We start from the raw sequence: 24,777 nt of genomic DNA on the forward strand, positions 1-24,777 counted from the left end.
CCCGTTCCTTTCGTCCTGCCCTAGTGCCATTCCGGGAGACAGTCAGTCATGGCCACCGAAATCATCGTGCCCCAATTGGGCGAGTCCGTGTCCGAAGCGACGGTCGCCAAGTGGTTCAAGAAGGTTGGCGACGCCGTCGCCGCCGATGAACCCCTTGTCGAGCTTGAGACCGATAAGGTCACCGTCGAGGTTCCGGCCCCGGCCGCTGGCACGTTGAGCGAGATCATCGCCGCGGAAGGGGCCGAGGTGGCGGTGGGCGCCGTTCTCGCCCTGCTCGCCGGGGCCGGGGAGGGTGCCGCTCCCGCCAAGCCCGCCGCCGCCCCGGCGGAGAAGAAGGCCGAGCCGGAGAAGAAGCCCGAAGCGGAAAAGAAGGCGGGGCCGGAAAAGAAGGCCGAGCCGGTGGCCGCCGCCGCGCCCAAGGCCGCCAGCGCCCCTCTCGACTATCCGCTGCCGCCGGCGGTGCGCAAGCTGGTGGATGACAACGCGCTTGATCCCGCGCGCATTCCCGCCACCGGCAAGGACGGCCGGTTGACCCGCGACGACGTGGTGGCCTTCCTCAAGGCCGGCGCTCCGGCCGGCGCGCCCGCCAGCGCCCCGGCGCCCGCTAGCGCTCCGGCGGCGGGTCCGGCCCGCGAGGCCGGTCCGCGCGAGGAAAAGGTCAAGATGACCCGCTTGCGTCGGCGCATCGCCGAACGTCTGAAGGAGGCCCAGAACACCGCCGCCATCCTGACCACCTTTAACGAGGTGGACATGACCAATCTGATGGCCCTGCGCAATCAGTACAAGGAAAGCTTCGAGAAGAAGCATGGCGTCAAGCTGGGCTTCATGTCGTTCTTCGTCAAAGCCTGCGTCAAGGCCTTGCAGGAAATGCCGGCGGTCAATTCCGAGATCAGCGGTGATTCGCTGATCTACAAGAACTACTACGATATCGGCGTCGCCGTTGGCGGCGCCCAGGGTCTGGTGGTGCCGGTGGTGCGCGATTGCGACGCCAAGTCCTTCGCCACGATCGAGGCCGATATCGCCGGCTATGGCAAGAAGGCCCGCGATGGCAGCCTGACCATGGAAGAAATGGCCGGCGGCACCTTCACCGTGTCCAACGGCGGGGTCTATGGCTCGCTGATGTCGACGCCGATCATCAACCCGCCGCAGTCGGCCATTCTCGGCATGCATAAAACCATGATGCGGCCGATGGTGATGCCCGACGGCTCGATCGCCGCCCGGCCGATGATGTATCTGGCGCTCAGCTACGATCACCGCATCGTTGACGGCAAGGAAGCGGTGACCTTCCTGGTCCGCGTCAAGGAATGCATCGAGGATCCGGCCCGCCTGCTGCTCGACGCCTGATCCGCAAGGGGAGGGGGGCTTTGGTCGTTCCCCTCCCCATTCCCGAAAATCCACAAGTGCCTGTCCGCCGGGAAGGCCATCCCCCGGCGCCTGCAAGGAAGAAGAGGCCAGCCTCATGTCCGATTTTGATGTCGTGGTGATCGGTGGCGGCCCGGGCGGCTACGTCTGTGCCATCCGCGCCGCTCAGCTTGGCCTGCGGGTCGCCTGTGTCGAAAAGCGCCCGACGCTTGGCGGCACCTGCCTGAATGTCGGCTGCATTCCGTCCAAGGCGCTGTTGCAGTCGTCGCACCTGTTCGACGAGGCCAACCACGGCTTCGCCGCCCATGGCATCACCGTCGGCACCCTGGGCCTCGACATGAAGACGATGATGGCGCGCAAGGACGAGGTGGTCGAGGCCAACACCAAGGGCATCGTTTTCCTGTTCAAGAAGAACAAGGTGACCCATGTCGTCGGCTCCGCCCGCATCGCCGGCGCCGGTCAGGTGGTGGTGAGCGGCGAGGGCGGCGAGCAGACGCTGACGACGCGCGCCATCGTCATCGCCACCGGTTCGGAAGTCACGCCTTTGCCCGGAGTGACCATCGACGAGGAGCGGATCGTCTCCTCGACCGGGGCGCTGGCCCTGGCCAAGGTGCCCAAATCCCTGGTGGTGATCGGCGCCGGGGTGATCGGCCTGGAATTGGGCTCGGTCTGGCGCCGCCTGGGCGCCGAGGTGACGGTTGTCGAATATCTCGACCACATCCTGCCGCCGATGGATGGCGAGGTGCGCAAGCAAAGCCAGCGCATCCTGGAAAAGCAGGGACTGCGCTTCAAGCTGGGCCGCAAGGTGACGGCCGCCGAACGCAAGGGCGAGGGGGTTAGTCTGACCGTCGAGCCGGCCAAGGGCGGCGAGGCCGAAACCCTGGAAGCCGAAACCGTGCTGGTCGCCGTTGGCCGCCGGCCCTTTACCGACGGGCTGGGGCTTGAAGAGGTCGGCGTGGAAAAGACCGATCGCGGCTTCGTCAAGGTCGATGGCGATTTCCAGACCGCTATCGAAGGCATCTTCGCCATCGGCGATGTGATCGGCGGCATGATGCTGGCCCATAAGGCCGAGGACGAGGGCATGGCCCTGGCCGAGATGCTGGCCGGGGAAAGCGCCCATGTGAACTACGGCGCCATTCCGTCGGTTGTCTACACCTGGCCGGAAATCGCCGGGGTCGGCAAGACCGAGGAGATGCTGAAGAAGGACGGCGTCGCCTATAAGGTCGGCAAATTCCCCTTCACCGCCAATGCCCGGGCCAAGGCCAATGGCGACACCGACGGCTTCGTCAAGATCCTGTCGAACGCCGAAACCGGCCGGGTGCTTGGCTGCCATATCATCGGCGCCCAGGCCGGCGATCTGATCATGGAAGTGGTTTTGGGGATGGAATTCGGCGCCTCGTCCGAAGACATCGCCCGCACCTGCCACGCCCACCCGCAATTGGGCGAAGCGGTCAAGGAAGCCGCCCTCGCCGTCAACAAGCGCACCATCCATATGTGAGGGGTGGGCCAGCAGGCATAAAAAAACGGGCCGCGCTGGGGGGATCCCTGGCGCGGCCCGCTGTGTTTCTTGGCGGGTCGAGAAAAACGGGCGGTTAGGCGCGGATCGGGCCCTTGGCGCCGCGTTCGAGGTCGCGGAACTTCTTGTTCAGGGCATAGTCCTCGGAGGTGACGTGGGTCTCCATGCGCCCGGTGCGGCGTTCGAGATCGGCGAAGGCCCGCCGCAACTCGGGAAAATCGGCTTCGGCGTCGGTGCCGGCCCCCGGACCATGGCTTGGCCGCTCGCCGGCCGCCTCGCCGCGTTTGTCGCCAAACAGGGTGCGCTTGACCGCCGAACTGGCGCCGTCGATGCCGCGCTCGATCGCTCCGGCGTTGTCGACCCAGTACCAAGCGGTCAAGAAGACCAGCAAGGCGAGCGGCAGGTTCATCACGCCGCCCAGAACGAACAGCACGATCACCGCGCGCCGCGACAGGCCCAGGCGATCGGCGACGCCCTGGGTGACCCGGCGAAGGATGCCCGGTCGCTCGTCCTGGGGATGGGGCCGGGAATGGGGATAGCGGGGGGGGACGTCATGGTTCATTGATTTCTCCAGTTCGGCGACTCGGCGTCGAGAATGGATTCCAGAATGAGGATGCGGTCGTTCAGCTTATGGGCGGTTTCGCGCAGCTGGCGGATTTCCTTCTGGTCGACCACCACCGAGTCGCCGCCGGCATCGACCATCCGCATGCGTTTCCACTTGGTGACATAATGGAAGATGATCCAGGTCGGCATCACCACCGCCACGAAGACGATCAGCGGCACGAACAGGAAGACGAATAGGCTCATTTCGGATCAAATCCTTCGCAGGCGGGGGCGCAGGCGGGCGGCGCGGGCGGTAGGGCGAGGCGGGCGGGCGGCGTCCCCGCGAGCGGGGACGAAGCCTTTAAGATCAGGCCCCGGCGCCACGCCGCGCGACGGTCTCCTTCAACCGCGCCAGTTCGTCCTCCACATCGGCCTCGGCGCGCAGTTCGGAAAACTGCTCATCAAGGCTGACGCCCGCCGTCTTGCCGAGATCGTAGCTTTCGGCGTCGGCTTCAAGCTCGGAAATCCGGCGTTCAAGCGAGTCATAGCGCCCCAGGGCCTCGTCGATGCGGCCGTCGTGGAGGGTGCGGCGCAAATCTACCCGCTTTTGCGCCGAACGCATGCGGATTTCCAGGGATTTGCGCTTGGCCTTGGCTTCTTCCAGCTTGGCCTGAAGCTGACCGAGATCGACATTGGTCTTGGCGAGGCTCTCGTCGATGGCCTTCAGCTCGGCCCGCGCCCCTTCGGCCTGATCGGCCAGCTTGCGCTTGGCGATCAACGCCGCCTTGGCCAGATCCTCGCGGCCCTTGGCCAGGGCGAATTCCGCCTTCTCGCCCCATTCGCGGCCGCCGGCTTCCAGGCGTTCGAGCGAGCGTTCCAGGTCCTTGCGATCGGCGATGGTGCGCACGGTGGCGGTGCGGACCTCAACCAGGGTGTCTTCCATTTCCTGAATCATCAGACGCGCCATCTTTTCGGGGTCTTCGGCGCGGTCGATCAGGGAATTGAGATTGGCGTTCACGATGTCGGTCAGGCGGGAAAAGATGCCCATTTGGGGCCTCCATGCTTGGGAAAAGGGGGCGCCCCTGTCGTGGGGTGCTCTGCCTTTTGCTTAGCCAGAAGCGTGCCAAAGAAAAAACGCTTGAGAATCAAGACCAAAGCCAGTCCCTGACGCTAGGGCAAAGCGGTTCTCGCCAAAATTTAGCGGAAAGCGCTAGCGGATATCGCTATAATCTGGTCCATGGACACGCTCCCTCCGATTATCGGCGAAGATCCGGCCTTTCTTGATGTCATCGAGCAGGCCTCGCGGCTGGCGCCCATCGACCGCCCCTGTCTGGTGGTTGGTGAACGCGGCACCGGCAAGGAACTGGTGGCGGCGCGGCTGCACTATCTGTCGCGGCGCTGGCAGGGGCCGTTGGTCAAGGTCAATTGCGCGGCGCTGTCGGACACCCTGCTTGAAAGCGAGTTGTTCGGCCATGAGGCGGGCGCCTTCACCGGGGCCCAGCGCCGCCATTTGGGCCGCTTCGAGCGCGCCGAGGGCGGCACCCTGATTTTGGATGAAATCGCCAATGCCTCGCAGGCCGTTCAGGAAAAGGTGCTGCGGGTGATCGAATACGGCGAGTTGGAGCGGGTGGGCGGCGCGGCGACGCTGCGCGTCGATGTGCGGGTGATCGGCGTCGCCAATGTCGATTTGCCAAAGCGCGCCGCCGAAGGGGGCTTCCGGGCCGATCTTCTGGACCGGCTGGCCTTCGATGTGCTGACCCTGCCGCCCTTGCGCGCCCGCCCGGGCGATATCCTCGCCCTGGCCGAGGCCTTCGCCCGCGCCATGGCCGGCGACTTGGAGCGTCCGGCCCCGGCCTTCTCGCCCGCCGCCCGCGCCCAGCTTCTTGGGCATGGCTGGCCGGGTAATGTCCGCGAATTGCGCAATGCTAGCGAGCGCACCGTCGCCCGTTTGCCGCGCGAGGCCACGGTGATCGAGACGGTGGTGATCGATCCCTTCGCTAGCCCCTGGTGTTTGGCGGCCGCCCCCGCTGCGCCGCCGGCGATCCTTTCGCCGGCGGACGGCGCTTTGCCGCCCGAGGGCCAACCCTTCGCCGCCGCCGTCGCCGCCTATGAGCAGGGGTTGCTACGCCGGGCCCTGGCGGCGGCCGAGGGCAATCAAGGCAAGGCCGCCCAAGCGCTGGGCCTGGGCTATCACCAGTTCCGCCGCCTGCTCGCCCGCCATGGCCTGGGTCCGGGGGCGGAGCGGTAAAGACGGCGCCTTGGGGTGCGGCGGAGCGGCTTTCTCAGCGGGCGCGGGGGTGGGTGGCGCCATGCAGGCCGACCAGGGTGCCGGCATCGACCTTGGTGTAGCGCTGGGTGGTCGAGAGCGAGGCGTGGCCGAGCAGTTCCTGGATGGTCCGCAAATCGCCGCCCTGGGCCAGCAGATGGGTGGCGAAGCTGTGGCGCAAGGCATGGGGGGTGGCGGTTTCGGGAAGCCCGAGGAAGCCGCGCAGCCGCCGCATCTGGCGCTGCACCACCCCGGGATTAAGCCGCTTGCCGCGACTGCCCAGGAACAGCGGATCATCGGGGCCCCCGGCGAAGGGACAGGCCGCCAGATAATCGGCCAGCGCCTCGACCACCACCGGCAGCAGCGGCACCAGACGCTCCTTGCGGCCCTTGCCGGTGATCCGCATCACCTCGCCGCTCGGCAGGTCGCCGCGATCAAGATCGAGCGCCTCGCCCAGCCGCAAGCCGCAGCCATAGAGCAAGGTGAACAGCGCGAGATCGCGTTTGGCCAGCCAGGGGTCGTCTTGCAGGTCCGAGGCCACCGACAGGGCGTCCAGGGCTTCGCTTTCGCTCAGCGCCTTGGGGACGGCCTGGGGTTGGCGCGGTGAGCGGATGGTGGCGATGGCGCCATTGCGCAAAACGCCCTCGCGGTCGAGCCAGCGGAAGAGATTGCGTAAAGTCGACAGGGCGCGGGCCATCGAGGGCCGCGACAGCCCCTGGGTCAGCCGGGCGGCCATATAGGCGCGGAAATCGGCCGGACCAAGCGAGGCCAGGGTGGCCAGACCCGGCTCCTCGCCCCGGTAATCGCGCAAGAAGGTCAGAAAGGCCGCCAGATCGCGGCCATAGGCGTCCAGGGTATGGCGGCTGGCGCGGCGCTCCCCCTGAAGCCAGCCGAGCCAAGCGACCAGCGACGGCCGCAGATCGCTAGCGCAGGGCAGGAACAGCCCCGGCACCACGCCGGCCTCGTCGGGGTGCGGGGCGGGGTCGGCTGGTAAATCCGGACGATCCATGCTCACAGGGTGTCGGGGGCCCATCGTCGCACGCAGGCTTCGGCGACCTTGGCCAGGAAAACCAGAAGATCCATCGCCATCTCGGGCTCGAAGGTGCCTTCCACCCGGGTGCCAAGGGCCAGGATCCCCGGCGGCAGGCCATCGCCCGGCTCGACCCGCACCAGGGCGTCGGAGCGGACGATGCCCGAGATATCGCCATAGATGCTGTCTTCGGCATCGACCGCGGGGCGCAGCACCGCATGGGCTTCCGGGCCAAACAGGTCGTCGACGAAGCCGGCGGGCAGGGTGGTCAGGTCCAGGCCGTCGTCGTTGTCCTCGACCGGCATGCCCGGGGGCGGCAGAACGTGGCGTTCAAGCCGCAGGGCGCAGATGTCGACATCGAGCAGCATCGGCAGATCTTCGGCCACCGTGCGCACCAAAGGCCCCAGGCCCTCGCAATCAAGCAAGGCCAGGGCCGCTTGCAAGGTGCCCTTCTGAGTCGCCATGTTCGAGCGCGTGGTGATGATCAGCTGCTCGGCGCAGTCTTGCAGATCGGCCATCTCGGTCTGCAGCCGCCGCAGCATCACGTGCTGGATGTCGATAACCTTGTCGTCAGCCTTTTCGAAGCGGCGAGGGGGAGTCGCCATCATCAGAACCTCCGGATGATCCATCAGGAAATCCGGATTCTTCAATAGGTATCCCAATACCGAAGCCTCATCGAGTTCGGCCGAGGACCTCAGATCCTTCGCTTTGTCCCTGGCGTCGCCCACGTCTTGCCCTCCCATAAGGGGTGCCTGAAAGATGGTCTGACCCGACTTTGCCCAATCGTCAAGGAAAGCCTTTCGCCGACGCGGGGCGAAAGGAGGAGAGAAAGTTCTTGCCTTCTTCGGGGGCGCGGGTCGGATTCGGAGCATACCGCCCCCCGGGCCGATGGCCCGTAGGATTACGGAACGGGTGCTTGCTCCCCCCGGGGGTATAGCCCCTGGTCCTCCCCTTTTAAAGCGCCGCATCAGGGTATCGCCCCCCGATGGCGCGGAGGTTCGCCGATGGCCGGTCTCCCGGCTTTGCCCCCCGGTTCCCGGGAGCTTTTCCCCGAAGACGCCCACGCCGAGCCCGTCGTCGCCGTGTTGCTGCCGCTGCCTTTGGCCGGGGCCTATGACTATAAGGTGCCCGCCGGCATGGCCCGGCCCGCCGTCGGTACCCTGGTGCGGGTGCCGCTGGGGCGACGGGAGGAAATCGGCGTGGTTTGGGGGGCGGGGGCGGGCGAAACCCCGCCCGAACGCCTGAAGCCGCTGATCGGCTTTCCCGAGTGTCCGCCCCTGCCCGCGCCTTTGCGCGCTTTTATCGACTGGGTTGCGGCTTATACGGTGCAGCCGCCCGGGGCGGTGTTGCGCATGGCGCTCAGCGTGCCCGCCGCCCTGGAAGCGCCGCCGCCGGCCCTTGGCTGGCGCCGTCCTTCGGCGGGTCAGCGGGCGGCGGGTCAGCGGGCGGAGGGGCAGGGGCCGCTTCCGGGGGGGGCGCGGCTGAGCCCCGGCCGCCAAAGGGTTCTGGCGGTTCTTGACGACCATCCCGGTCTGCCCTTCGCCGGCGCCGATCTGGCGCGGGAAGCGGCCGTGGGGCCGGCGGTGGTGGCGGCGATGGCCAAGGCCGGGCTGCTCGAGGCGGTGACCCGTTCGAATGAATGGTCGCCGCAAGCCCCCGATGCCGACCGGCCCGGACCGCTGCTGTCGGCCGATCAACAGGCGGCGGCGGACGGCCTGCGCACGGCGCTTGACCAGGGATTTTCCGGTCTGTTGCTGGAAGGGGTCACCGGCTCGGGCAAGACCGAGGTCTATTTCGAGGCGATCGCCGAAACCCTGCGCCGCGGGCGGCAGGCTCTGGTGCTGTTGCCCGAAATCGCCCTGGCCGCCCAATGGCCGCGGCGCTTCGCCGACCGCTTCGGCGCCGCGCCGGTGCAATGGCATTCGCAAATGGGCGCGGCGGCGCGGCGGCGGGCTTGGCGGGCGGTGGCCCTGGGGCGGGCGCCGGTGGTGGTGGGGGCGCGATCGGCGCTGTTTCTGCCCTATCCCGATCTGGGCTTGATCATCGTCGATGAAGAACACGACAGCGCCTTCAAACAAGAGGAGGGCGTGCCGTATAACGCCCGCGACATGGCCGTGGTCCGCGCCCGCCTCGGCGGCTTTCCCGCCGTGCTCGCCTCGGCCACGCCGTCGCTGGAAACCATCGAGAACGCCCGCCAGGGCCGCTATCGGCATCTGGTGCTGCCCCGTCGCCACGGCGGAGCGGAAATGCCCGAGATCACCCTGCTCGATCTGCGCCGCGCCCCGCCGCAAAAATGGCTGCCCACGGATTTTGCCGGACCCGGCGGGTCCGAGGGTCTGGCCGCGCCCGGCGGGGCGAACGACGAGGCCGAGGAGCAAAAAGCGCCCCCCCCTTCGCCTACGGCCTCCCCTTCGCCTACGGCCTCTCCTTCGCCCATGGCCCGCCCGGCCCGCTTGGGCTGGCTGAGCCCGCCGCTGATCACCGCCGTCGAGGAAACCCTGGCGGCGGGCGAGCAGGTTCTGCTGTTTCTCAATCGCCGGGGCTATGCGCCGCTGACCCTGTGTCGGAGCTGCGGTCATCGGCTGAAATGCCCGCGCTGCACCGCTTGGCTGGTTGAACACCGCCGCGATGGGCGCCTGCGCTGTCACCATTGCGGCTATCAGCAGCCGATCCCCGAGACCTGTCCGGCCTGTGGGGTGGCCGATTCCCTGGCGCCTTGCGGCCCGGGCGTCGAGCGATTGGCCGAAGAGGCCGCCCATCGCTTTCCTAAGGCGCGCATGGATGTTGCCGCCAGCGATACGGTGACCGGACCGAAAGAGGCCGCCGCCCTGGCGACACGAATCGCCAATCACGACATCGATCTGATCATCGGCACCCAGATCATGGCCAAGGGCCACCACTTTCCGCTGATCACCCTGGTCGGCGTCGTCGATGGCGATTTGGGGCTAACCGGCGGCGATCTGCGGGCTTCGGAACGAACCCACCAGCTGCTCCATCAGGTCGCGGGCCGGGCCGGGCGGGCCGAGCGGCCGGGGCGGGTGCTGATCCAGACCGTCGATCCCGGCCATCCGGTGATGGAGGCCCTGGCCTCGGGCGATCCGGCGCTGTTTCTCGAGGTCGAGGCGGCCGAGCGTCAGGCCCTGGCGATGCCCCCCTTCGGCCGGCTGGTCGCCCTGGTGATCTCGGGCGAGGACTCTGCCCGGGTCCAGGCCGTGGCCGCGGCCCTTGGGCGGGCGGCGCCGATGGGGCCTGGCCTTGATGTGCTGGGGCCCGTACCCGCGCCGCTTGCAATGTTGCGTGGACGCCACCGACACAGGCTGTTGCTCAAGGCGGCGCGGGGGGTAAAGGTGCAACCGGTGGTGCGCCACTGGCTATCGCTCGTATCGATTCCGCCCGGGGTGAAGGTTCAGGTGGACGTGGACCCCATTTCCTTTCTATAGTCCGCGCCGTCTTGACATGGACCAAACCTCCCGGGGGACGGGTGGGGGAACGTCGGGGAAAGACACGGTTTTCGGGGCTTGCCGGCGCGACCAGCGCTTGTTGCATGCAAGGGTGGTCTGTGCTAAGTAGCCCCCGCGCCGGGATGAGAGGCGTCCCTTTTCAGGGGCGCGTGATCTCGTCTATTCAATGACTTGCGCCGCTGCGGCGTGATTCGTTCGACCGCTATACTTGGGGCTATCGCACGTGTCATCCCATAAGGCAGGAGTAACGGGAGTTGCCGAGCGCTACGCGACGGCACTCTATGAGCTGGCGGAAGATCGTGGGGCACTCGATCAGGTGTCCGCGGACCTTCGCTCGTTGAAAGCCATGCTCGACGAAAGCGGTGACCTGCGCCGCGTGATCGCGAGTCCCGTCATCGGTCGTGACGACCAGCGCAAGGCATTGACCGCGCTGGCCGAAAAGGCCGGTTTTCATGAAATCGTCCGTAATTTTCTGGGCGTGGTCGCGGCGAAGCATCGTTCCTTCGCCGTCCCCGGCATGATCGGCGCGTTCCTTGAACGCCTCGCCGCCCGCCGGGGCGAAGTCACCGCCCGGATCGTCAGCGCCACGGCCCTTACATCGGCCCAGAAAAGCGCCCTGACGACGGCTCTCAATAAAGCCACGGGGAATACGGTCACCATCGACGCCTCGGTGGATCCGGCCCTTCTGGGCGGGATGGTCGTGCGCGTTGGATCGCGTATGGTCGACAGTTCCCTCAGCACAAAGCTCAAACGGTTGCAACTCGCCATGAAAGGGGTTGGGTGATGGAAATCCGCGCTGCGGAGATCTCCGCGATCCTCAAGGAGCAGATCGCGAATTTCGGAACCGAGGCCGAATCCGCCGAGGTGGGTCAGGTCCTGTCGGTCGGCGACGGCATTGCCCGCGTTTACGGGCTGGACAACGTCCAGGCCGGTGAAATGGTCGAGTTCGCCAACGGCGTCAAGGGCATGGCCCTTAACCTCGAAAGCGACAACGTCGGTATCGTGATCTTCGGCGAAGATCGCGGCATCAAGGAAGGCGATGTCGTCAAGCGCACTCAGACGATCGTCGACGTGCCGGTGGGCAAGGGCCTGCTTGGCCGCGTGGTCGATGGCCTGGGCAATCCGATCGACGGCAAGGGCGATTTGGTCGACGTCGAGCGCAAGCGCGCCGAGGTCAAGGCGCCGGGCATCATCCCGCGCAAGTCGGTGCACGAGCCGGTGCAGACCGGTATCAAGGCCATCGACAGCCTGATCCCGATCGGCCGTGGCCAGCGCGAGCTGATCATCGGTGACCGTCAGACCGGCAAGACCGCCGTCATCCTCGACACGATCCTCAATCAGAAGGCCGTCAACGACAAGGCGAAGGACGATAGCGAGAAGCTGTTCTGCGTCTATGTCGCCGTCGGTCAGAAGCGCTCGACCGTGGCCCAGGTCGTCAAGGTCCTGGCCGATCACGGCGCGCTGGATTACACCATCGTCGTCGCCGCCACCGCGTCCGAACCCGCTCCCTTGCAGTTCCTGGCTCCCTATACCGGCTGCACGATGGGCGAGTTCTTCCGCGACAACGGCATGCACGCGGTGATCTTCTATGACGATCTGACCAAGCAGGCCGTGGCCTACCGTCAGATGTCGCTGCTGCTGCGCCGCCCGCCCGGGCGCGAAGCCTTCCCCGGCGACGTGTTCTATCTCCACTCCCGTTTGCTCGAACGCGCCGCCAAGCTCAATGACGACAACGGCGCCGGCTCCCTGACCGCCCTGCCGGTCATCGAGACCCAGGCGAACGACGTGTCGGCCTATATTCCGACCAACGTGATTTCGATCACCGACGGCCAGATCTTTCTGGAAACCGACCTGTTCTTCAAGGGCATCCGCCCGGCGGTGAACGTCGGCCTGTCGGTGTCGCGCGTTGGCTCATCGGCCCAGATCAAGGCGATGAAGCAGGTTGCCGGCTCGATCAAGCTGGAACTCGCCCAGTACCGTGAAATGGCCGCCTTCGCCCAGTTCGCCTCCGACCTCGATCCCGCCACCCAGAAGCTTCTGGCCCGCGGCGCGCGGTTGACCGAATTGCTCAAGCAGGCCCAGTACTCGCCGCTCGCCGTCGAGGAACAGGTTTGCGTGATCTATGCCGGTACGCGCGGCTATCTGGACAAGCTCAAGACCACCGATGTGGTGCGTTACGAGGCTTCGCTGCTCGGCGCTTTGCGCACCTCGGGCGCCGATCTTCTCGAATCGATCCGCACCGGCAAGGCTCTGTCCAAGGAAATCGAGCAGAAGCTGGTCAAGTTCCTGGACGATTTCGGCAAGAAGTTTGCCTGATTTCGCTCACGGATTGACTCCAGAGGGACCAGGGAAGGGCTCCGAGAACCATGGCCAGCCTTAAAGACCTCAGAAGCCGGATCACCTCGGTCAAATCGACCCAGAAGATCACCTCGGCGATGAAGATGGTCGCCGCCTCGCGCCTGCGCCGTGCGCAGGATACCGCCGAGGCGGCCCGGCCCTATACCCAGCGCATGGAGCGGATGCTCGGCAACCTGGCGGCTTCGACCGCCGGGATGGCCGGCGCCTCGCCGCTGCTGGGCGGGACCGGCAAAGACAACGTTCACCTGATCGTCGCGCTGACCGCCAATCGCGGTCTGTGCGGAGGCTTCAACGGCTCGATCATCCGGGCGACCCGCACCCTTGTCCGCGAGCTGGAAGCGCAGGGCAAGACGGTGAAGCTGCTGTGCATCGGCAAGAAGGGCCGGGACGGGCTCAAGCGCGAGTTCCCCAAGCAGATCATCGGCGGCATCGCCGATCAAAGCTCGAAGGCGATCGGCTTCAGCGACGCCGACCGTTTCTCGCGGCTGATCCTTGACATGTTCCAGGCCGGCGAGTTCGACGTCTGTACGCTGGTTTACAACCGCTTCCAGTCGGCGATTTCCCAGGTCGTCACCCGTCAGCAGATCATTCCCTTCGCCGTTCCGACCACCGTTGCCGCCGGCAACGACAACGACCGGACCGCCGGGCCCAAGGCGATTTACGAGTATGAGCCCTCGGAAGAGGAAATCCTCGCCGATCTGCTGCCCAAGAACGTGGCGATCCAGGTCTTCCGCGGCATGCTCGAAAGCTTCGCCTCCGAGCAGGGCGCGCGGATGACCGCGATGGATAACGCGACCCGCAACGCCGGCGACATGATCAAGAAGCTGAGCCTCACCTATAACCGCACGCGACAGGCACAGATCACCAAGGAGCTGATCGAGATCATCTCCGGTGCCGAAGCCATCTAAGCGCGACCGAATTTCAGGAGCTTTATTCATGGCCAAGAACAACCTCGGTACGATCACGCAGGTGACGGGCGCTGTCGTTGACGTGAAGTTCGAGGGTGAACTTCCGTCGATCCTTTCCGCCCTCGAGACCGATAATCACGGGAACCGTCTGGTTCTCGAAGTGGCGCAGCATCTGGGCGAGAGCGTGGTCCGCACCATCGCCATGGACAGCACGGAAGGTCTGGTCCGCGGCCAGCAGGTCACGTCGACCGGCGGTCCGATCACCGTTCCGGTCGGCCCCCAGGTGCTGGGGCGCATCATGAACGTCATCGGCGAGCCCGTTGACGAGCGTGGCCCGGTGGTCACGGCGCAGCGCTATCCGATCCACCGTCAGGCTCCGACCTTCGCCGAGCAGGCGACGGAAACCGAGATCCTCGTCACCGGCATCAAGGTCATCGATCTGATCGCCCCCTACACCAAGGGCGGCAAGGTCGGCCTGTTCGGCGGCGCCGGCGTCGGCAAGACCGTGCTGATCCAGGAACTGATCAACAACGTCGCCAAGGGTCACGGCGGGTATTCGGTGTTCGCCGGCGTCGGCGAGCGCACCCGTGAGGGCAACGATCTTTATCACGAGATGATCGACGCCGGGATTATCGACCTGGAAGGCGACAAGTCGAAGGTCGCCCTAGTTTATGGCCAGATGAACGAGCCGCCGGGTGCGCGCGCCCGCGTCGCCCTGGCCGGTCTGACCCAGGCCGAATACTTCCGCGACGAAGAAGGCCAGGACGTGTTGTTCTTCGTCGACAACATCTTCCGCTTCACCCAGGCCGGTTCGGAAGTGTCGGCCCTGCTCGGTCGTATCCCCTCGGCCGTGGGCTATCAGCCGACCCTGGCCACCGACATGGGCGCCCTGCAAGAGCGTATCACCTCGACCAAGAAGGGCTCGATCACCTCGGTTCAGGCGATTTACGTGCCCGCCGACGATCTGACCGACCCGGCGCCGGCCGCCTCCTTCGCCCACCTCGACGCGACGACGACGCTCAACCGCTCGATCGCCGAGCTGGGCATCTACCCGGCCGTCGATCCGCTCGATTCGACCTCCCGCGCCCTTGATCCGCTGGTGGTTGGCGAAGAGCACTACAAGGTGGCCCGCGAAGTTCAGCGCGTGTTGCAGACCTATAAGTCGCTCCAGGACATCATCGCCATCCTTGGCATGGACGAGCTGTCCGAAGAGGACCGTCTGGTCGTCGCCCGCGCCCGCAAGATCCAGCGCTTCCTGTCCCAGCCGTTCCATGTGGCCGAAGTGTTCACCGGCTCGCCGGGCAAGCTGGTCAGCCTCGAAGACACGATCAAGGGCTTCAAGGGTCTGGTCGAGGGCGAGTACGATCACCTGCCCGAACAGGCTTTCTATATGGTCGGCAACATGGCCGAAGCCATCGAGAAGGCCAAGAAGATGGCCGCCGAAGCCGCCTGATTCTCTTTCCAAGGGGCGGCCATCGGGCATCCGGGCCGCGAGGCCGCCCCTCCCGTTTTACGGTGCGCGCGTTTTTCCTGGGGGCTCCGGTCGCTTTGCGGCCCCCGAGCGTCGCGCGTTGACATCCAAAGGCGTTTGCCATGGCCGAAACCACTGAATTCGAACTGGTCTCGCCCGAGCGGCTGCTGTTTTCCGAGCCCGTGGAAATGGTGGTGGTTCCCGGCACCGACGGCGACTTCGGTGCGATGCCCCGCCACGCCCCGCTGCTGTCGACGGTCCGTCCCGGGGTGATCAGCACCTATAACGGCGGCAAGGTTCAACGGCGCATCTTCGTGGCCGGCGGCTTCGCCGAAGTCACCGAGGATCGTTGCACCGTTCTGGCCGATGAAGCCTTCGATCTCGCCAGCCTGAGCGAGGAGGCCGTTCGCGCCCGCCTCCAGGCCGCCGACGACCGGCTGAAGGAAGCCACCAGCGAGGCCGAGAAGGCCGAGGCCGCCCAGGCCAAGGCCATCGCCGAGGCTTTGCTGGCAGCCCGCAAGGGCTGAAAACCAAAGATTAGCCCGCAAGGGCTGAAAACTGAGAGATTAGCCCGCAAGGGCTGAATTTTCACTTTGCCGCGCAACCAAACGGGGGATCAGGTGGTTACACCGGGACCCCGTTTTTTTGTGGTCTCTGCGTAGTGCGGCGGCAAAGGATCCCCATGAGCAACTGGACGCCCGACGACATCGACTGGTCGGCCTTTGCCGCCGACCGGGTTGACTCCGATCTGTTGAAAATCGCCAAGGCGGCGGCGCTGACCGAAAGCAACGGGGCTCTCTACGGGCTTTATCTGTCCCGGGTGTTTCATGACGAACCGGCGTTCCAGGAAAAGACCACCCTGTGGGCCGCCGAGGAGGTCCAGCACGGCGAGGTTCTGGGGCGCTGGGCTTCCCTGGCCGATCCGACCTTCGACTACGCCGACGCCCTGAGGCGTTTTCGCGCCGGCTATACCATCGAGACCGAGGTCGAGGGCAGCGTGCGCGGCTCCAAGACCAGCGAGATGGTGGCGCGCTGCATCGTCGAGGCCGGCACCAGTTCGTTCTACACCGCCCTCAAGGACGCCTCGCGCGAGCCGGTCTTTAGCGATATCTGCCGGCGCATCGCCGCCGACGAGTTCCGCCATTACAAGCTGTTCCTGGATACCCTGGATATCCTGCTCGCCCGCGAAGGTGCGGGCGTGGTGCGTCGGCTGATGGTGGCTTTAGGCCGCATTCGCGAGACCGAGGACGACGAACTGTCCTTCGCCTATCACTGCGCCAATTACCCCGACCGGCCCTATGTGCGCGAAACCGCCTATAAGGATTACGCCGCCCGCGCCTTCGGCGCTTACCAAAAGGTCCACGCCCAGCGGGCGGCGGCGATGGTCCTCAAGGCCGCCGGGCTGTCATCACAGGGCCGGCTGGGGCAATTGGCCGGATCGCTGCTCTGGGTCTATATGCGCGGCAAACTGCGCACCGCCCGCGCCGCCTGACGGCTAGAGCGGCGGGCCTGAAATTGGGTTTGCGAACGCCGCTCTAAAAACCTGATAGTGAAGCAAATCGTCGTCGCGATCTGGATCAGATCGCTCGGGATTTGCTCTAGTTCCACGGCTTATCCAGGGCGATGCGCACCACCTTGGTTTGATCGCCGGTGATGGCGAAGTCGTTGTCGCTGATCACCACCAGGGTCGACTCGTCAAGCAGGGCGATGCTTTCGATCTTTTCGGGGAAGGGCCCCCCTTCGGCCGTCAGCATCAGGGTCTTGCTCAGGGGAATGACTCCTTTGGCGGCAAGATCGGGGGTGGCTTCCAGGCTGGGGCTGGTCTTCGGGTCGTCCCAGGGCGAGCCCAACAGATCAGAGGCCCCGGCGCCAAGCTCGACAAGATGGAATTTGGTGGTTTTGCTGATGCGCTCGAGCACCACCAGTTTGTCTTGGCCGACCACCACCAGTTCGGAAATCTTAACGTCGCTCTGCTTGACCTTGCCGGCCTTGGCATCGGCGGTGAAGCTGGCCGCCTCGTCCTCGGGATAGACGTATTCGTTCAGGGCTTCGCCCGTGGCGGCGTCGATCTTGAGCAGGCGGACGGCGCGCGAGGTCTTGTAGGCGGCGGTGTCGGGATTGACCAGCGGGCTTTGCAAGGCGGCATAAAGGGTCCGGCCATCGGCTGACAGGCCAAGGGATTCGATGCCGCGATTGAGTTTGCGTTTGGCAAGGATGGCCGGCAGCGTGCCTTTCACCGTGTAATCGGCGGCCGCCAGATCCTTTTCCAGTCCCTGGGGAACATAGCGCACCAGAACCCGGCCATCGTCGGCGATATGGACGATCGAGGGGCCATATTCCTCGGCCACCCAAAACGAGCCATCGGCGGCCCGCGCCACCGCCTCGACATCAAGGCCGCTAGCATCGGGTGTCAGCGGCCGGCCGTCGGCATCGAAGGCGCCTTCGGTATCGGTGAGGGTCAAGGGGTTGGGCAAGCCGGTGATCGGCCGGCCCGAGCGGGTCTTGATCGGCAGGGCGTCCACGATCTCGACGCCCGCGTCGCCGATCGACAGGGTGTAGATTGTCGGCGTGAAGGCCGGGAAGGGGAAGACCTTGGCGGCGGTGTCGCCCGCGCACAGCGCTTCGGCGCTCATCCCGACCACTGCCCCGATCTCGGCGCAGTCGATATTGGGACCGCGATCGGTGACCGCATACAGCGTTCCCGGCGGGTCGCCGGGCCGGTGGAAGGCGCCGCTGCCAAAGCCGACGGTCGCGTTATAGTCATGACCATTGGCGAAGCGCACGTGACCCATCGCCAGCCGCGCCGCCGTCGCCGCGCCCAGATCAAGGGCCGTGACCTCGGCCGCCCCGGCGGACGGCGCGGTCAGGGCGCTTGCCGCCATGCCCGCCAAAAGGATCATCCTCAGCGTTCTCATGATACCCCCTGTGGTGGAAAAAGACCGCGCAGGGTAGCAAAGCCGAGGGTCGGGGTTTTTGATGATCCTATGACGTTTTCGGGCGCGGAAGGGGCCTTGGTCAGGCCGGCTGGGGAACGGCGAAGCCGGCGAGTTCGGCCACCACCTGCTCATAGACCGGGCGTTTGAACGGCACGATCAACGCCACCAGGGTGTCGACATCGACCCAGCGCCAGGCGTCGAATTCGGGATGGGCGGTGGCGAGGTTGATGTCGGCGTCCTGACCGGTGAAGCGGAAGGCGAACCACTTCTGCCGCTGCCCCTGGAAGCGTCCCCCCCACAGGCGGCCGCGCAGCTCTTCGGGCAGGTCATAGCCCAGCCAGCCGGCGGTTTCGCCGAGCAGCAGGGCGTTGCGGGTGCCGATTTCCTCTTCCATCTCGCGCCAAGCGGCGGTCTCGGGGTCCTCGCCGGCGTCGATTCCGCCTTGGGGCATCTGCCAAGCCTCGGGACTGTCAAGGCGGCGGGCGACGAAAACCTGACCCCGGGCGTTGATCAGCATGATCCCCACCCCCTGGCGATAGGGCAGGCCAGCGGCGGACAGGGGCGGTTGTGGGGTCATTGGGTGGCTCTCCGTTCGCCGGTCACCATCACCGCCGAAGCTGGCGCCAGCACCAGACCCTCGCCCTCCAGTCCCCCCAGCCAGCGATTGAGGCGGTAGAGGGCGACCGGGGAGGCGCCGACGACGCCGATGGCATAGCCCTGGGCGCGGGCGACCTGCCCAAGGTACTCGAGGCGGGCGTCGATGGCGCGTTGGTTGGGGGTGTCATCGATGCGCGCGGTCACGATATTGACCGGCGGCGCGGCATCGCCGTTGACATTGACGGCGGTGGGCGATCCCCGGTGAACATACAAAAGGCCACGGCTTTTCAAGGCATCGAGCAAGCCGCGCAGCGAGGCCGGGGTGTCGGTGAAGCGGCCGGCGGCGGTCGCCAACACGCCGACATAGCCGCCGCTCCGCCCGAGCACGGTTTCCAGGCGGCTGCGGTTCTCGATCTCGGACAAACCGCTGAGCAGGGCCAGCGGGCCGGGATCGATCGCCGGATAGCCGGTGGGTTCGACGGGCAGTTCCAGAAGCGTTTCATGACCGGACTGGCGGGCCTTGCCCATCCATGCCGGCAGGGCCGGAGCATAGGGATCGAAGGCCAGGGTCACGTCCGGCGGCAGCCGGGTGATCGCCGCCTGGGTGGCGGCTTCGCGCATGCCAAGACCGCTGACGATGATCGCCACCCTGGGGCGGGTGGCGTCGCCGGTGAAGGGGCGGGCATAGGTGCGCCAGGGCATGCGGCCATCGGCGGCGATCACCGGCAGCAGGCCATGCTCGGAACTGCGCAGCAAATCGCTTGACGGCGCATCGCCCAGGCTGGGCGCCGGGAAGGTACCCGGAGCGGGAAGGTCGTTGTACGAAGGCGTGCGGCCGGGGCGAAAGCCCTCTTCCAAGGGCGGCGAGGACCCGCGCGGCAGGGCCACCGCCACCTCGCTGGGAAGCAGGGCGCCGCTTGGCCGCTGGAAGGCGCCGGCGGCCGGGGCGGGGGGCGGAGCGGCGGTCACAGCCGGGGCCGGAGCCACGGCCGGCGGGGCGGCGGGCGTCGGGCTTGCCACCGTCGGTGGGGGCGCGACCGGCGGCGGCACGGCGGCGGCCGGCGGCGAGGCAGGCTCTGGCGTGGGCGGCGGCGCGGCGATGGCGGCCGGGGCGGCCGGCTGCGGGGGTTCGGCCCTGTCCTGGGCGGGATCTTGGCCGGCGTCGGGCATCGCCGAGGGCGCCGCTTCGCTGAGCCAGGGGCGGCGTTGGGCCGAGCGGTCGCTGGTCTGACCAGCTTCTCCGGGCGGGGTCAACAACCCCAGACGGCCTTCGGCCGCGGGAAGCGGCAAGGTGATCGAGGCGCCGCTATTGACCGGCCCGGGGGTGCGCGGCTCGTCGGGGCTGCGCACCGTCATCCAGGCGCCGACCAATCCGCCGGCCAGAAGCAGCGCGGCGCCGGCCATCAGCCAACCCCGGCGCTCGCGGGGTTCGGCCCGCAGGTCGTAGTAATGGGGGGCGGTGTCGGGATCATCGGTGCGGCGGAACAGGCCGCGCAATGCCTCGCCCAGGCCGCCGCCGGCCGAGGACCGGGGAAGCGGCGTGGGCGGGGGTAAAGGATCGGGGGCGATGTCGAACTCCAGATCATCGCCAACGTCGATATCATCCTCGGCCGCGCTCGAGAGGGCGGCCGGGGATCGGGAGGGCTTGTCCGCGGCCGCGCCCGGGCGCGAGGCCCCGGGGCGCGACGGCTTGCCAGATTTGGGCAGGGAGGGGATTTTCACCACCTGTTTCCGTCGCGCACCGGTGAGCTCGCCTGTCTTACTGGATGGACTTGGAGCGATAGATCGCCAGACCGCGGATCAGATCCACGGCGCGGGCGAGCTGATAGTCGGTATCGGCCTGCGGAGTCTGGTCGTTGCGAACCTGACTGGGCGGCAGACCATTGGCCGGCTTGACCCCCAGGCTCGGCTTGAGGGTGTCGTTCTTCAAGGCGTTGCGCAGTTCGGCTTCGCTGCGCATCTCGTTCTGGGCGCTGATCGCCTCGATCCGGGCGGGTTCGACCTGGATGTCGGGATCGATGCCCAGCGCCTGGATGGAGCGCCCGGACGGCGTGTAGTAGCGGGCCGTGGTCAGGCGCATGGCGCCATGGCCGGGCAGCGGCATGATGGTCTGGACCGAGCCCTTGCCAAAGGACTTGGTGCCGACGATCAGCGCCCGATGATGATCTTGCAAGGCGCCGGCGACGATTTCGCTGGCCGAGGCCGACCCGCTGTTGATCAGAACGACCACGGGCATGCCCTTGGTCAGATCACCCGGCCGGGCGTTGAAGCGCTGGGTGTCCTTGGCGTCGCGGGCGCGGGTCGAGACGATCTCGCCCTTGTCGAGGAAGACATCGGACACGGCGATCGCCTGTTCCAGCAGGCCACCGGGGTTGTTGCGCAGATCAAGCACATAGCCCTTGATCGAGTCCCCGCCCTTGGAGCGCAGATCGTCGAGCGCCTCGCGCAGGGATTTCTCGGTCTGCTCGGAGAAGCTGGTGATGCGGACATAGCCGACATCGCCTTCCATGCGGGATTTGACCGACTGGATCTTGATGGTGTCGCGCTTGAGGGTGACGTCGAAGGGTTCCTTGCCCACCCGCTGAATGGTGAGGCGGATTTCCTTGCCCACCGGGCCGCGCATCTTTTCCACCGCATCGGCCAGCGACAGCCCAAGAACGCTTTCGCCGTCGAGATGGGTGATGAAATCGCCGGGCTGCAGTCCGGCCAGGGCGGCGGGGGTCTCGTCGATCGGCGAGACCACCTTGATAAACCCGTCCTCCTGGGTCACTTCAATGCCAAGGCCGCCGAATTCGCCCTTGGTCTGGACCTGCATGTCCTCGAAGTGCTTGGCGTTCAGGTAACTGGAGTGGGGATCGAGCGAGGTCAGCATGCCGTTGATCGCGGCTTCGATCAGTTGGTCATCGCCAACTTCCTCGACATAGTCGCGTTTGACCCGCTCGAAAACGTCGGCGAACAGGTCGAGAAGCTGATAGGTCTCCTCTCCCCGGGCCGCCTCGGCCTGTTCGGTATGATAAAGCTGTCCAGCCGTGAACGCCGTGAAGGCGATCGCGCTGGCCGAGATCCAAGTCTTCCAGGTCATCCGCTAGCGTTGCCTTTGCTTGCCGTAAGCCAGGGGAGGGGATTTATGGGTTGGCCCTTGCGGCGTAATTCAACGTAGAGCGTAGGAGAACCATCGCCGCCCCCGACGACGTCTGGCATGATTCCCACGGGTTCGCCCGCCGCAAGCCGTTGTCCGACGACGCCGTCGATCCGGCCGAGGCCCGCGAGCAGGGTATGATATCCCCCGCCGTGATCGATGATCAAGAGATTGCCATAGCCCCGGAAGGGTCCGGCGAAAACAACCGTGCCTTCATGGGGGCTGACGACCTGTCCGCCGCCCCGGGTGACCACCCGCACGCCCTTGAGCGTATCGCCAAGCGGCGTCCTTTCCCCGTAGCGGCCGACAAGCGGGCCGCGCGCCGGAAAAGGCATGGCGCCGCGGGCGCGTTCGAAGCTTTCGCCCGTTGGCGGCGGGGTGCGCGGCAGCGAGGCGGGGCGGGGCGGTGGCGTCGGCTGGGCCATGGCCACCTGTGGGGGCGGCGTGGGTTGAGCCCCCTGCGGGGGGGGCGCGGGTTGAGCCCCCTGCGGGGGCTGCGCGGGTTGAACCACCTGCGAGGCGGGCGGCGCGGCCGGCTTGGCCTGGGCGGCCAGGGCGGCCAGCCTTTCGGCTTCGGCGCGGCGCAGGCGGTCGCGTTCCTCCTGGGCGATGCGCAGCTTGGTCAGGCGCTCCTCCTCGGCCAGACGTTGCTTCTCGGCCCGCTCCTCCTGCTCGGCCCGGAGCTTTTCCTCGGCTTCGCGGCGGATGCGTTCCTCTTCCAGGCGGGCCATCAGGTCGCGGATATCCTTGGCCTCGCGGGCCAGTTGGTCCATGCGGTCGGCGGCGGCTTCGGTGCGGGCCTTGATTTCGCGGGCCAGGGTGCTTTTGCGATCAATCATCTCGCGCAACGCCGTGTGTTCGGCGCGCAGCGAGTCGCTTGTTGCGCGAATCTGGGCGCGCTGGGCGCGCATGGTGGTGTCGAGGGTGCGCAGGATCTTCAGTTGGGCGACGATATCGCGGGCGTTTTGTTCGATGCGCGGAATCGCCGCGCGCAACAAAATCGCCCCGCGCACCGTATCGGCGGGCGGGGCGGGCTGAACCAGCAGCGCCTCGGTCGGTCGCCAGGCCAGCCGCTGCACGGCAGTCAGCACGTGGATGACCTGGATATCGCGCCGCGCCAGGGCCTCGCGCAGGGTCTTGTCCTCGGTGCGCAAGTCGGCAAGCTGGATTTCAAGCGTCGAGAGGGTTTCCTCGTGGTCTTGGACGCGGCGGGCGCTGGCGACCACCTTGGCGCCCAGGCCTTCGATATCCTGGGCGGCGGCGGCGGCCTCGCGCTCCAGGCGTTCGCGTTCGCGCGCCTCGCGTTCCAGGGCGGTCTCCACCGCCTTGAGGTCCTTGGGCGTGGTGGTGGTCGGTGGCGCCGGCGGAGCCGCCGCCTGGGCGCCGGGACTTAAGCAAAGCCCGCCCAGGGTCAACCAGACCGCAGCCCCGGCGCCCAGGGCTGTGGTCTGGAAAAGACGCGAGGGATCAGTGCGACGCACCGACGGCCACCGCGGCCTTGGCGACCAGCGTCTTGCCGGTCATCTCGGCGGGCTGGGGCAGGCCGATCAGGGCGAGCAGGGTCGGCGACAGATCGGCCAGCCGGCCATCGGCGAGGCTGGCGCCCTCGGGACCGTTGACCAGCAGCAGATCGACGCGGCCGGTGGTATGGGCGGTGTGGGGCTCGCCGGTCACCGGATCGCGCATCAGCTCGGCATTGCCGTGGTCGGCGGTGACCAGCATGGTGCCCCCGGCCCGCACCACCGCCTCTTCGACCCGGCCCAGGCAGCCATCGACGGCCTCGACCGCCTTGATCGCCGCTTCCAGGATGCCCGAATGGCCGACCATATCGCCATTGGCGTAATTGACGATGATGACATCGAAGCGCCCGGCGTCGATGACCTCGACCAGACGGTCGGTCAGTTCGGGGGCCGACATTTCGGGCTGAAGGTCATAGGTGGCGACCTTGGGGCTGGGAATCAGGATGCGTTCCTCGCCCGGGAAACTGGTTTCCCGGCCGCCGTTGAAGAAGAAGGTGACGTGGGCGTATTTCTCGGTCTCGGCGATGCGCAACTGGGTCATCCCGGCTTCCGACACCACTTGCCCCAGGATGTTATTCAGGCTTTCGGGGCCGAACAGCACATCCATGAAGGCGTTATGGGCGGTGGAATACTCGGTCATCGCCAAGGCGCCGGCGAAATGGGGCGGCTGGCGCTCAAAGCCATCGAACGTGGGGTCGAGCAGGGCCTGGGTGATCTCGCGGGCGCGGTCGGAGCGGTAATTGACCATGAACACGCCATCGCCATCCTTCATCCCGTCATAGCCGGCGATGGCGGTGGGCAGAACGAATTCGTCGCCCTTGTCCTTCGAGTCGTAGAACTGGGAAACCGCGCTGGCGGCATCGGCGGCGCTTTCGCCCTTGCCGCTGACAAGCACGTCATAGGCCAGACGCACCCGGTCAAAGCGCTTGTCGCGGTCCATGGCGTAATAGCGGCCCGAAACGGTGGCGATCGGCGCCTCGGGTCCGGCGGCGGCGGCGAAGGTTTCAAGGAACCCCAGCGCCGAGCGCGGCGGCGTGTCGCGGCCGTCGAGGAAGGCGTGGATCTTCACCGGCACCCCGGCGGCGGCGATGACGCGGGCCAGCTTGGCGATATGGTCCTGGTGGGAATGGACTCCACCGGGCGAGAGCAGCCCCAGCAGATGGGCGGTGCCGCCGCTGGCGCGCAGGGCGTCGATGAAGCGCACGAGGGCGGGGAAATGGGCGACCGAGCCGTCGGCGAGGGCGGCGTCGATGCGCGGCAGATCCTGCATCACCACCCGGCCGGCGCCGATGTTCATATGGCCGACCTCGGAATTGCCCATTTGACCAGCGGGCAGGCCGACATCGGCGCCGCTGGTGGCGATCAGGGAATGGGGGCAGGTGGCCATCAGGCGATCCCAGGTCGGGGTATTGGCCAGGGCGATGGCGTTATCGGTCGGATCATCGCGGTGACCCCAGCCGTCAAGGATGCAAAGCACGACCGGACGGGGGCGTCGGAACGGTGGCATCTGGGAGGTCATCGCGCAGGTTCCTTGGGCTGTCTTGACGAAAGGGGGCTCACCGGAAAAAGCGGGGGGATCCCGCACGCGGGCCAGCCCCCCTATGGGTGTCCCCTATATAAGCGTCCTGGCACCGGCTTCGAAAGACGAAAGGCGAGGATCGGGCGCCGCC

At 66.8% G+C, this 24,777-nt stretch carries 21 protein-coding genes; 10 read left to right on the plus strand and 11 right to left on the minus strand.

The features are described from left to right. Positions 1–48 precede the first annotated feature (48 nt). Positions 49–1,344 carry a 2-oxoglutarate dehydrogenase complex dihydrolipoyllysine-residue succinyltransferase gene (gene odhB / locus RRU_RS06350; RefSeq protein WP_011388969.1) on the plus strand — a complete coding sequence of 432 codons (1,296 nt, stop codon included), beginning with the start codon at positions 49–51 and terminating at the stop codon, positions 1,342–1,344. Positions 1,345–1,459: 115 nt separating this feature from the next. Continuing rightward, a complete protein-coding gene (lpdA, locus tag RRU_RS06355) occupies positions 1,460–2,860 on the plus strand; it encodes a dihydrolipoyl dehydrogenase (protein ID WP_011388970.1) in 1,401 nt (466 codons plus the stop codon). A gap of 94 nt (positions 2,861–2,954) precedes the next feature. Here lpdA and RRU_RS06360 read toward each other — a convergent pair whose 3' ends face one another. From RRU_RS06360 to pspA, 3 genes are all read right to left on the minus strand, one after another. Further along, positions 2,955–3,440, minus strand: a complete 486-nt coding sequence (locus tag RRU_RS06360) for a hypothetical protein (RefSeq protein ID WP_011388971.1) — start codon at positions 3,438–3,440, stop codon at positions 2,955–2,957. Continuing rightward, positions 3,437–3,685, minus strand: coding sequence for an envelope stress response membrane protein PspB (gene pspB / locus RRU_RS06365; protein WP_011388972.1), 249 nt, complete (start codon positions 3,683–3,685; stop codon positions 3,437–3,439). The genes RRU_RS06360 and pspB overlap by 4 nt, the downstream gene beginning before the upstream one ends. Before the next feature lie 103 nt (positions 3,686–3,788). Next, a complete protein-coding gene (gene pspA / locus RRU_RS06370; RefSeq protein WP_011388973.1) occupies positions 3,789–4,469 on the minus strand; it encodes a phage shock protein PspA in 681 nt (226 codons plus the stop codon). A 189-nt stretch (positions 4,470–4,658) separates the two neighbouring features. Here pspA and pspF point away from each other — a divergent pair, with 189 nt between their 5' ends. Then, the gene (gene pspF / locus RRU_RS06375; RefSeq protein WP_011388974.1) at positions 4,659–5,669 is read left to right on the plus strand and encodes a phage shock protein operon transcriptional activator; all 1,011 of its coding nucleotides are present in this window, start codon (positions 4,659–4,661) and stop codon (positions 5,667–5,669) included. Between the two features lie 34 nt (positions 5,670–5,703). Here the strand turns inward: pspF and RRU_RS06380 are convergent, their stop codons facing one another. Beyond that, positions 5,704–6,696: a tyrosine recombinase XerC gene (locus tag RRU_RS06380; protein ID WP_011388975.1), complete on the minus strand. Its 993-nt coding sequence runs from the start codon at positions 6,694–6,696 to the stop codon at positions 5,704–5,706. A gap of 2 nt (positions 6,697–6,698) precedes the next feature. Beyond that, positions 6,699–7,346: a DUF484 family protein gene (locus RRU_RS06385; protein ID WP_237703842.1), complete on the minus strand. Its 648-nt coding sequence runs from the start codon at positions 7,344–7,346 to the stop codon at positions 6,699–6,701. Positions 7,347–7,721: 375 nt separating this feature from the next. On the opposite strand from RRU_RS06385, the gene RRU_RS06390 reads away from it, so the two are divergent. From RRU_RS06390 to RRU_RS06420, 7 genes are all read left to right on the plus strand, one after another. Then, positions 7,722–10,157 carry a primosomal protein N' gene (locus RRU_RS06390; protein WP_011388977.1) on the plus strand — a complete coding sequence of 812 codons (2,436 nt, stop codon included), beginning with the start codon at positions 7,722–7,724 and terminating at the stop codon, positions 10,155–10,157. Between the two features lie 244 nt (positions 10,158–10,401). Further along, complete coding sequence (locus tag RRU_RS06395; protein ID WP_011388978.1) at positions 10,402–10,962, plus strand: F0F1 ATP synthase subunit delta; 561 nt, start codon at positions 10,402–10,404, stop codon at positions 10,960–10,962. Beyond that, positions 10,962–12,494 (plus strand): F0F1 ATP synthase subunit alpha, encoded by a 1,533-nt coding sequence (gene atpA / locus RRU_RS06400; protein ID WP_011388979.1) that lies wholly within the window; start codon positions 10,962–10,964, stop codon positions 12,492–12,494. The genes RRU_RS06395 and atpA overlap by 1 nt, the downstream gene beginning before the upstream one ends. A 50-nt stretch (positions 12,495–12,544) precedes the next feature. Next, positions 12,545–13,444 (plus strand): F0F1 ATP synthase subunit gamma, encoded by a 900-nt coding sequence (locus tag RRU_RS06405; RefSeq protein ID WP_011388980.1) that lies wholly within the window; start codon positions 12,545–12,547, stop codon positions 13,442–13,444. 28 nt (positions 13,445–13,472) lie between these two features. Continuing rightward, positions 13,473–14,897 carry a F0F1 ATP synthase subunit beta gene (atpD, locus tag RRU_RS06410; protein WP_011388981.1) on the plus strand — a complete coding sequence of 475 codons (1,425 nt, stop codon included), beginning with the start codon at positions 13,473–13,475 and terminating at the stop codon, positions 14,895–14,897. A gap of 140 nt (positions 14,898–15,037) precedes the next feature. Further along, on the plus strand, positions 15,038–15,442 hold the full coding sequence (locus tag RRU_RS06415) for a F0F1 ATP synthase subunit epsilon (RefSeq protein WP_011388982.1): 405 nt from the start codon (positions 15,038–15,040) through the stop codon (positions 15,440–15,442). 155 nt (positions 15,443–15,597) lie between these two features. Further along, positions 15,598–16,407 (plus strand): ferritin-like domain-containing protein, encoded by an 810-nt coding sequence (locus tag RRU_RS06420; RefSeq protein ID WP_011388983.1) that lies wholly within the window; start codon positions 15,598–15,600, stop codon positions 16,405–16,407. Positions 16,408–16,513: 106 nt separating this feature from the next. Here the strand turns inward: RRU_RS06420 and RRU_RS06425 are convergent, their stop codons facing one another. The 6 genes from RRU_RS06425 to gpmI form a co-directional block, all read right to left on the minus strand. After that, positions 16,514–17,830 (minus strand): esterase-like activity of phytase family protein, encoded by a 1,317-nt coding sequence (locus tag RRU_RS06425; protein WP_011388984.1) that lies wholly within the window; start codon positions 17,828–17,830, stop codon positions 16,514–16,516. Positions 17,831–17,930: 100 nt separating this feature from the next. Beyond that, positions 17,931–18,428, minus strand: coding sequence for an RNA pyrophosphohydrolase (locus RRU_RS06430; RefSeq protein WP_011388985.1), 498 nt, complete (start codon positions 18,426–18,428; stop codon positions 17,931–17,933). Beyond that, positions 18,425–20,170, minus strand: a complete 1,746-nt coding sequence (locus RRU_RS06435) for a divergent polysaccharide deacetylase family protein (protein ID WP_014626129.1) — start codon at positions 20,168–20,170, stop codon at positions 18,425–18,427. Before RRU_RS06435 ends, RRU_RS06430 begins: the two co-directional genes overlap by 4 nt. 37 nt (positions 20,171–20,207) lie before the next feature. After that, positions 20,208–21,530: a S41 family peptidase gene (locus tag RRU_RS06440; protein ID WP_011388987.1), complete on the minus strand. Its 1,323-nt coding sequence runs from the start codon at positions 21,528–21,530 to the stop codon at positions 20,208–20,210. Further along, entirely contained in the window at positions 21,527–23,068 is a 1,542-nt protein-coding gene (locus tag RRU_RS06445; protein ID WP_014626130.1) for a murein hydrolase activator EnvC family protein, read from the minus strand. Before RRU_RS06445 ends, RRU_RS06440 begins: the two co-directional genes overlap by 4 nt. After that, positions 23,055–24,626: a 2,3-bisphosphoglycerate-independent phosphoglycerate mutase gene (gpmI, locus tag RRU_RS06450; RefSeq protein ID WP_011388989.1), complete on the minus strand. Its 1,572-nt coding sequence runs from the start codon at positions 24,624–24,626 to the stop codon at positions 23,055–23,057. The genes RRU_RS06445 and gpmI overlap by 14 nt, the downstream gene beginning before the upstream one ends. Between the last annotated feature and the right edge of the window lie 151 nt (positions 24,627–24,777).

Origin of the sequence: Rhodospirillum rubrum ATCC 11170 (assembly GCF_000013085.1) — a bacterium.
GTDB lineage: Bacteria > Pseudomonadota > Alphaproteobacteria > Rhodospirillales > Rhodospirillaceae > Rhodospirillum > Rhodospirillum rubrum.

Excerpts from the sequence above, each read along its gene's own strand:
- RRU_RS06385 (WP_237703842.1), bottom strand. The coding sequence starts at position 7,346 with ATGGATCATCCGGAGGTTCTGATGATGGCGACTCCCCCTCGCCGCTTC.
- gpmI (WP_011388989.1), bottom strand. The coding sequence starts at position 24,626 with ATGACCTCCCAGATGCCACCGTTCCGACGCCCCCGTCCGGTCGTGCTT.
- RRU_RS06425 (WP_011388984.1), bottom strand. The coding sequence starts at position 17,830 with ATGAGAACGCTGAGGATGATCCTTTTGGCGGGCATGGCGGCAAGCGCC.
- RRU_RS06440 (WP_011388987.1), bottom strand. The coding sequence starts at position 21,530 with ATGACCTGGAAGACTTGGATCTCGGCCAGCGCGATCGCCTTCACGGCG.
- atpA (WP_011388979.1), top strand. The coding sequence starts at position 10,962 with ATGGAAATCCGCGCTGCGGAGATCTCCGCGATCCTCAAGGAGCAGATC.
- RRU_RS06405 (WP_011388980.1), top strand. The coding sequence starts at position 12,545 with ATGGCCAGCCTTAAAGACCTCAGAAGCCGGATCACCTCGGTCAAATCG.
- RRU_RS06430 (WP_011388985.1), bottom strand. The coding sequence starts at position 18,428 with ATGACCCCACAACCGCCCCTGTCCGCCGCTGGCCTGCCCTATCGCCAG.
- pspF (WP_011388974.1), top strand. The coding sequence starts at position 4,659 with ATGGACACGCTCCCTCCGATTATCGGCGAAGATCCGGCCTTTCTTGAT.
- RRU_RS06390 (WP_011388977.1), top strand. The coding sequence starts at position 7,722 with ATGGCCGGTCTCCCGGCTTTGCCCCCCGGTTCCCGGGAGCTTTTCCCC.
- RRU_RS06380 (WP_011388975.1), bottom strand. The coding sequence starts at position 6,696 with ATGGATCGTCCGGATTTACCAGCCGACCCCGCCCCGCACCCCGACGAG.
- RRU_RS06415 (WP_011388982.1), top strand. The coding sequence starts at position 15,038 with ATGGCCGAAACCACTGAATTCGAACTGGTCTCGCCCGAGCGGCTGCTG.
- odhB (WP_011388969.1), top strand. The coding sequence starts at position 49 with ATGGCCACCGAAATCATCGTGCCCCAATTGGGCGAGTCCGTGTCCGAA.
- RRU_RS06420 (WP_011388983.1), top strand. The coding sequence starts at position 15,598 with ATGAGCAACTGGACGCCCGACGACATCGACTGGTCGGCCTTTGCCGCC.
- atpD (WP_011388981.1), top strand. The coding sequence starts at position 13,473 with ATGGCCAAGAACAACCTCGGTACGATCACGCAGGTGACGGGCGCTGTC.
- pspA (WP_011388973.1), bottom strand. The coding sequence starts at position 4,469 with ATGGGCATCTTTTCCCGCCTGACCGACATCGTGAACGCCAATCTCAAT.
- RRU_RS06360 (WP_011388971.1), bottom strand. The coding sequence starts at position 3,440 with ATGAACCATGACGTCCCCCCCCGCTATCCCCATTCCCGGCCCCATCCC.
- pspB (WP_011388972.1), bottom strand. The coding sequence starts at position 3,685 with ATGAGCCTATTCGTCTTCCTGTTCGTGCCGCTGATCGTCTTCGTGGCG.
- lpdA (WP_011388970.1), top strand. The coding sequence starts at position 1,460 with ATGTCCGATTTTGATGTCGTGGTGATCGGTGGCGGCCCGGGCGGCTAC.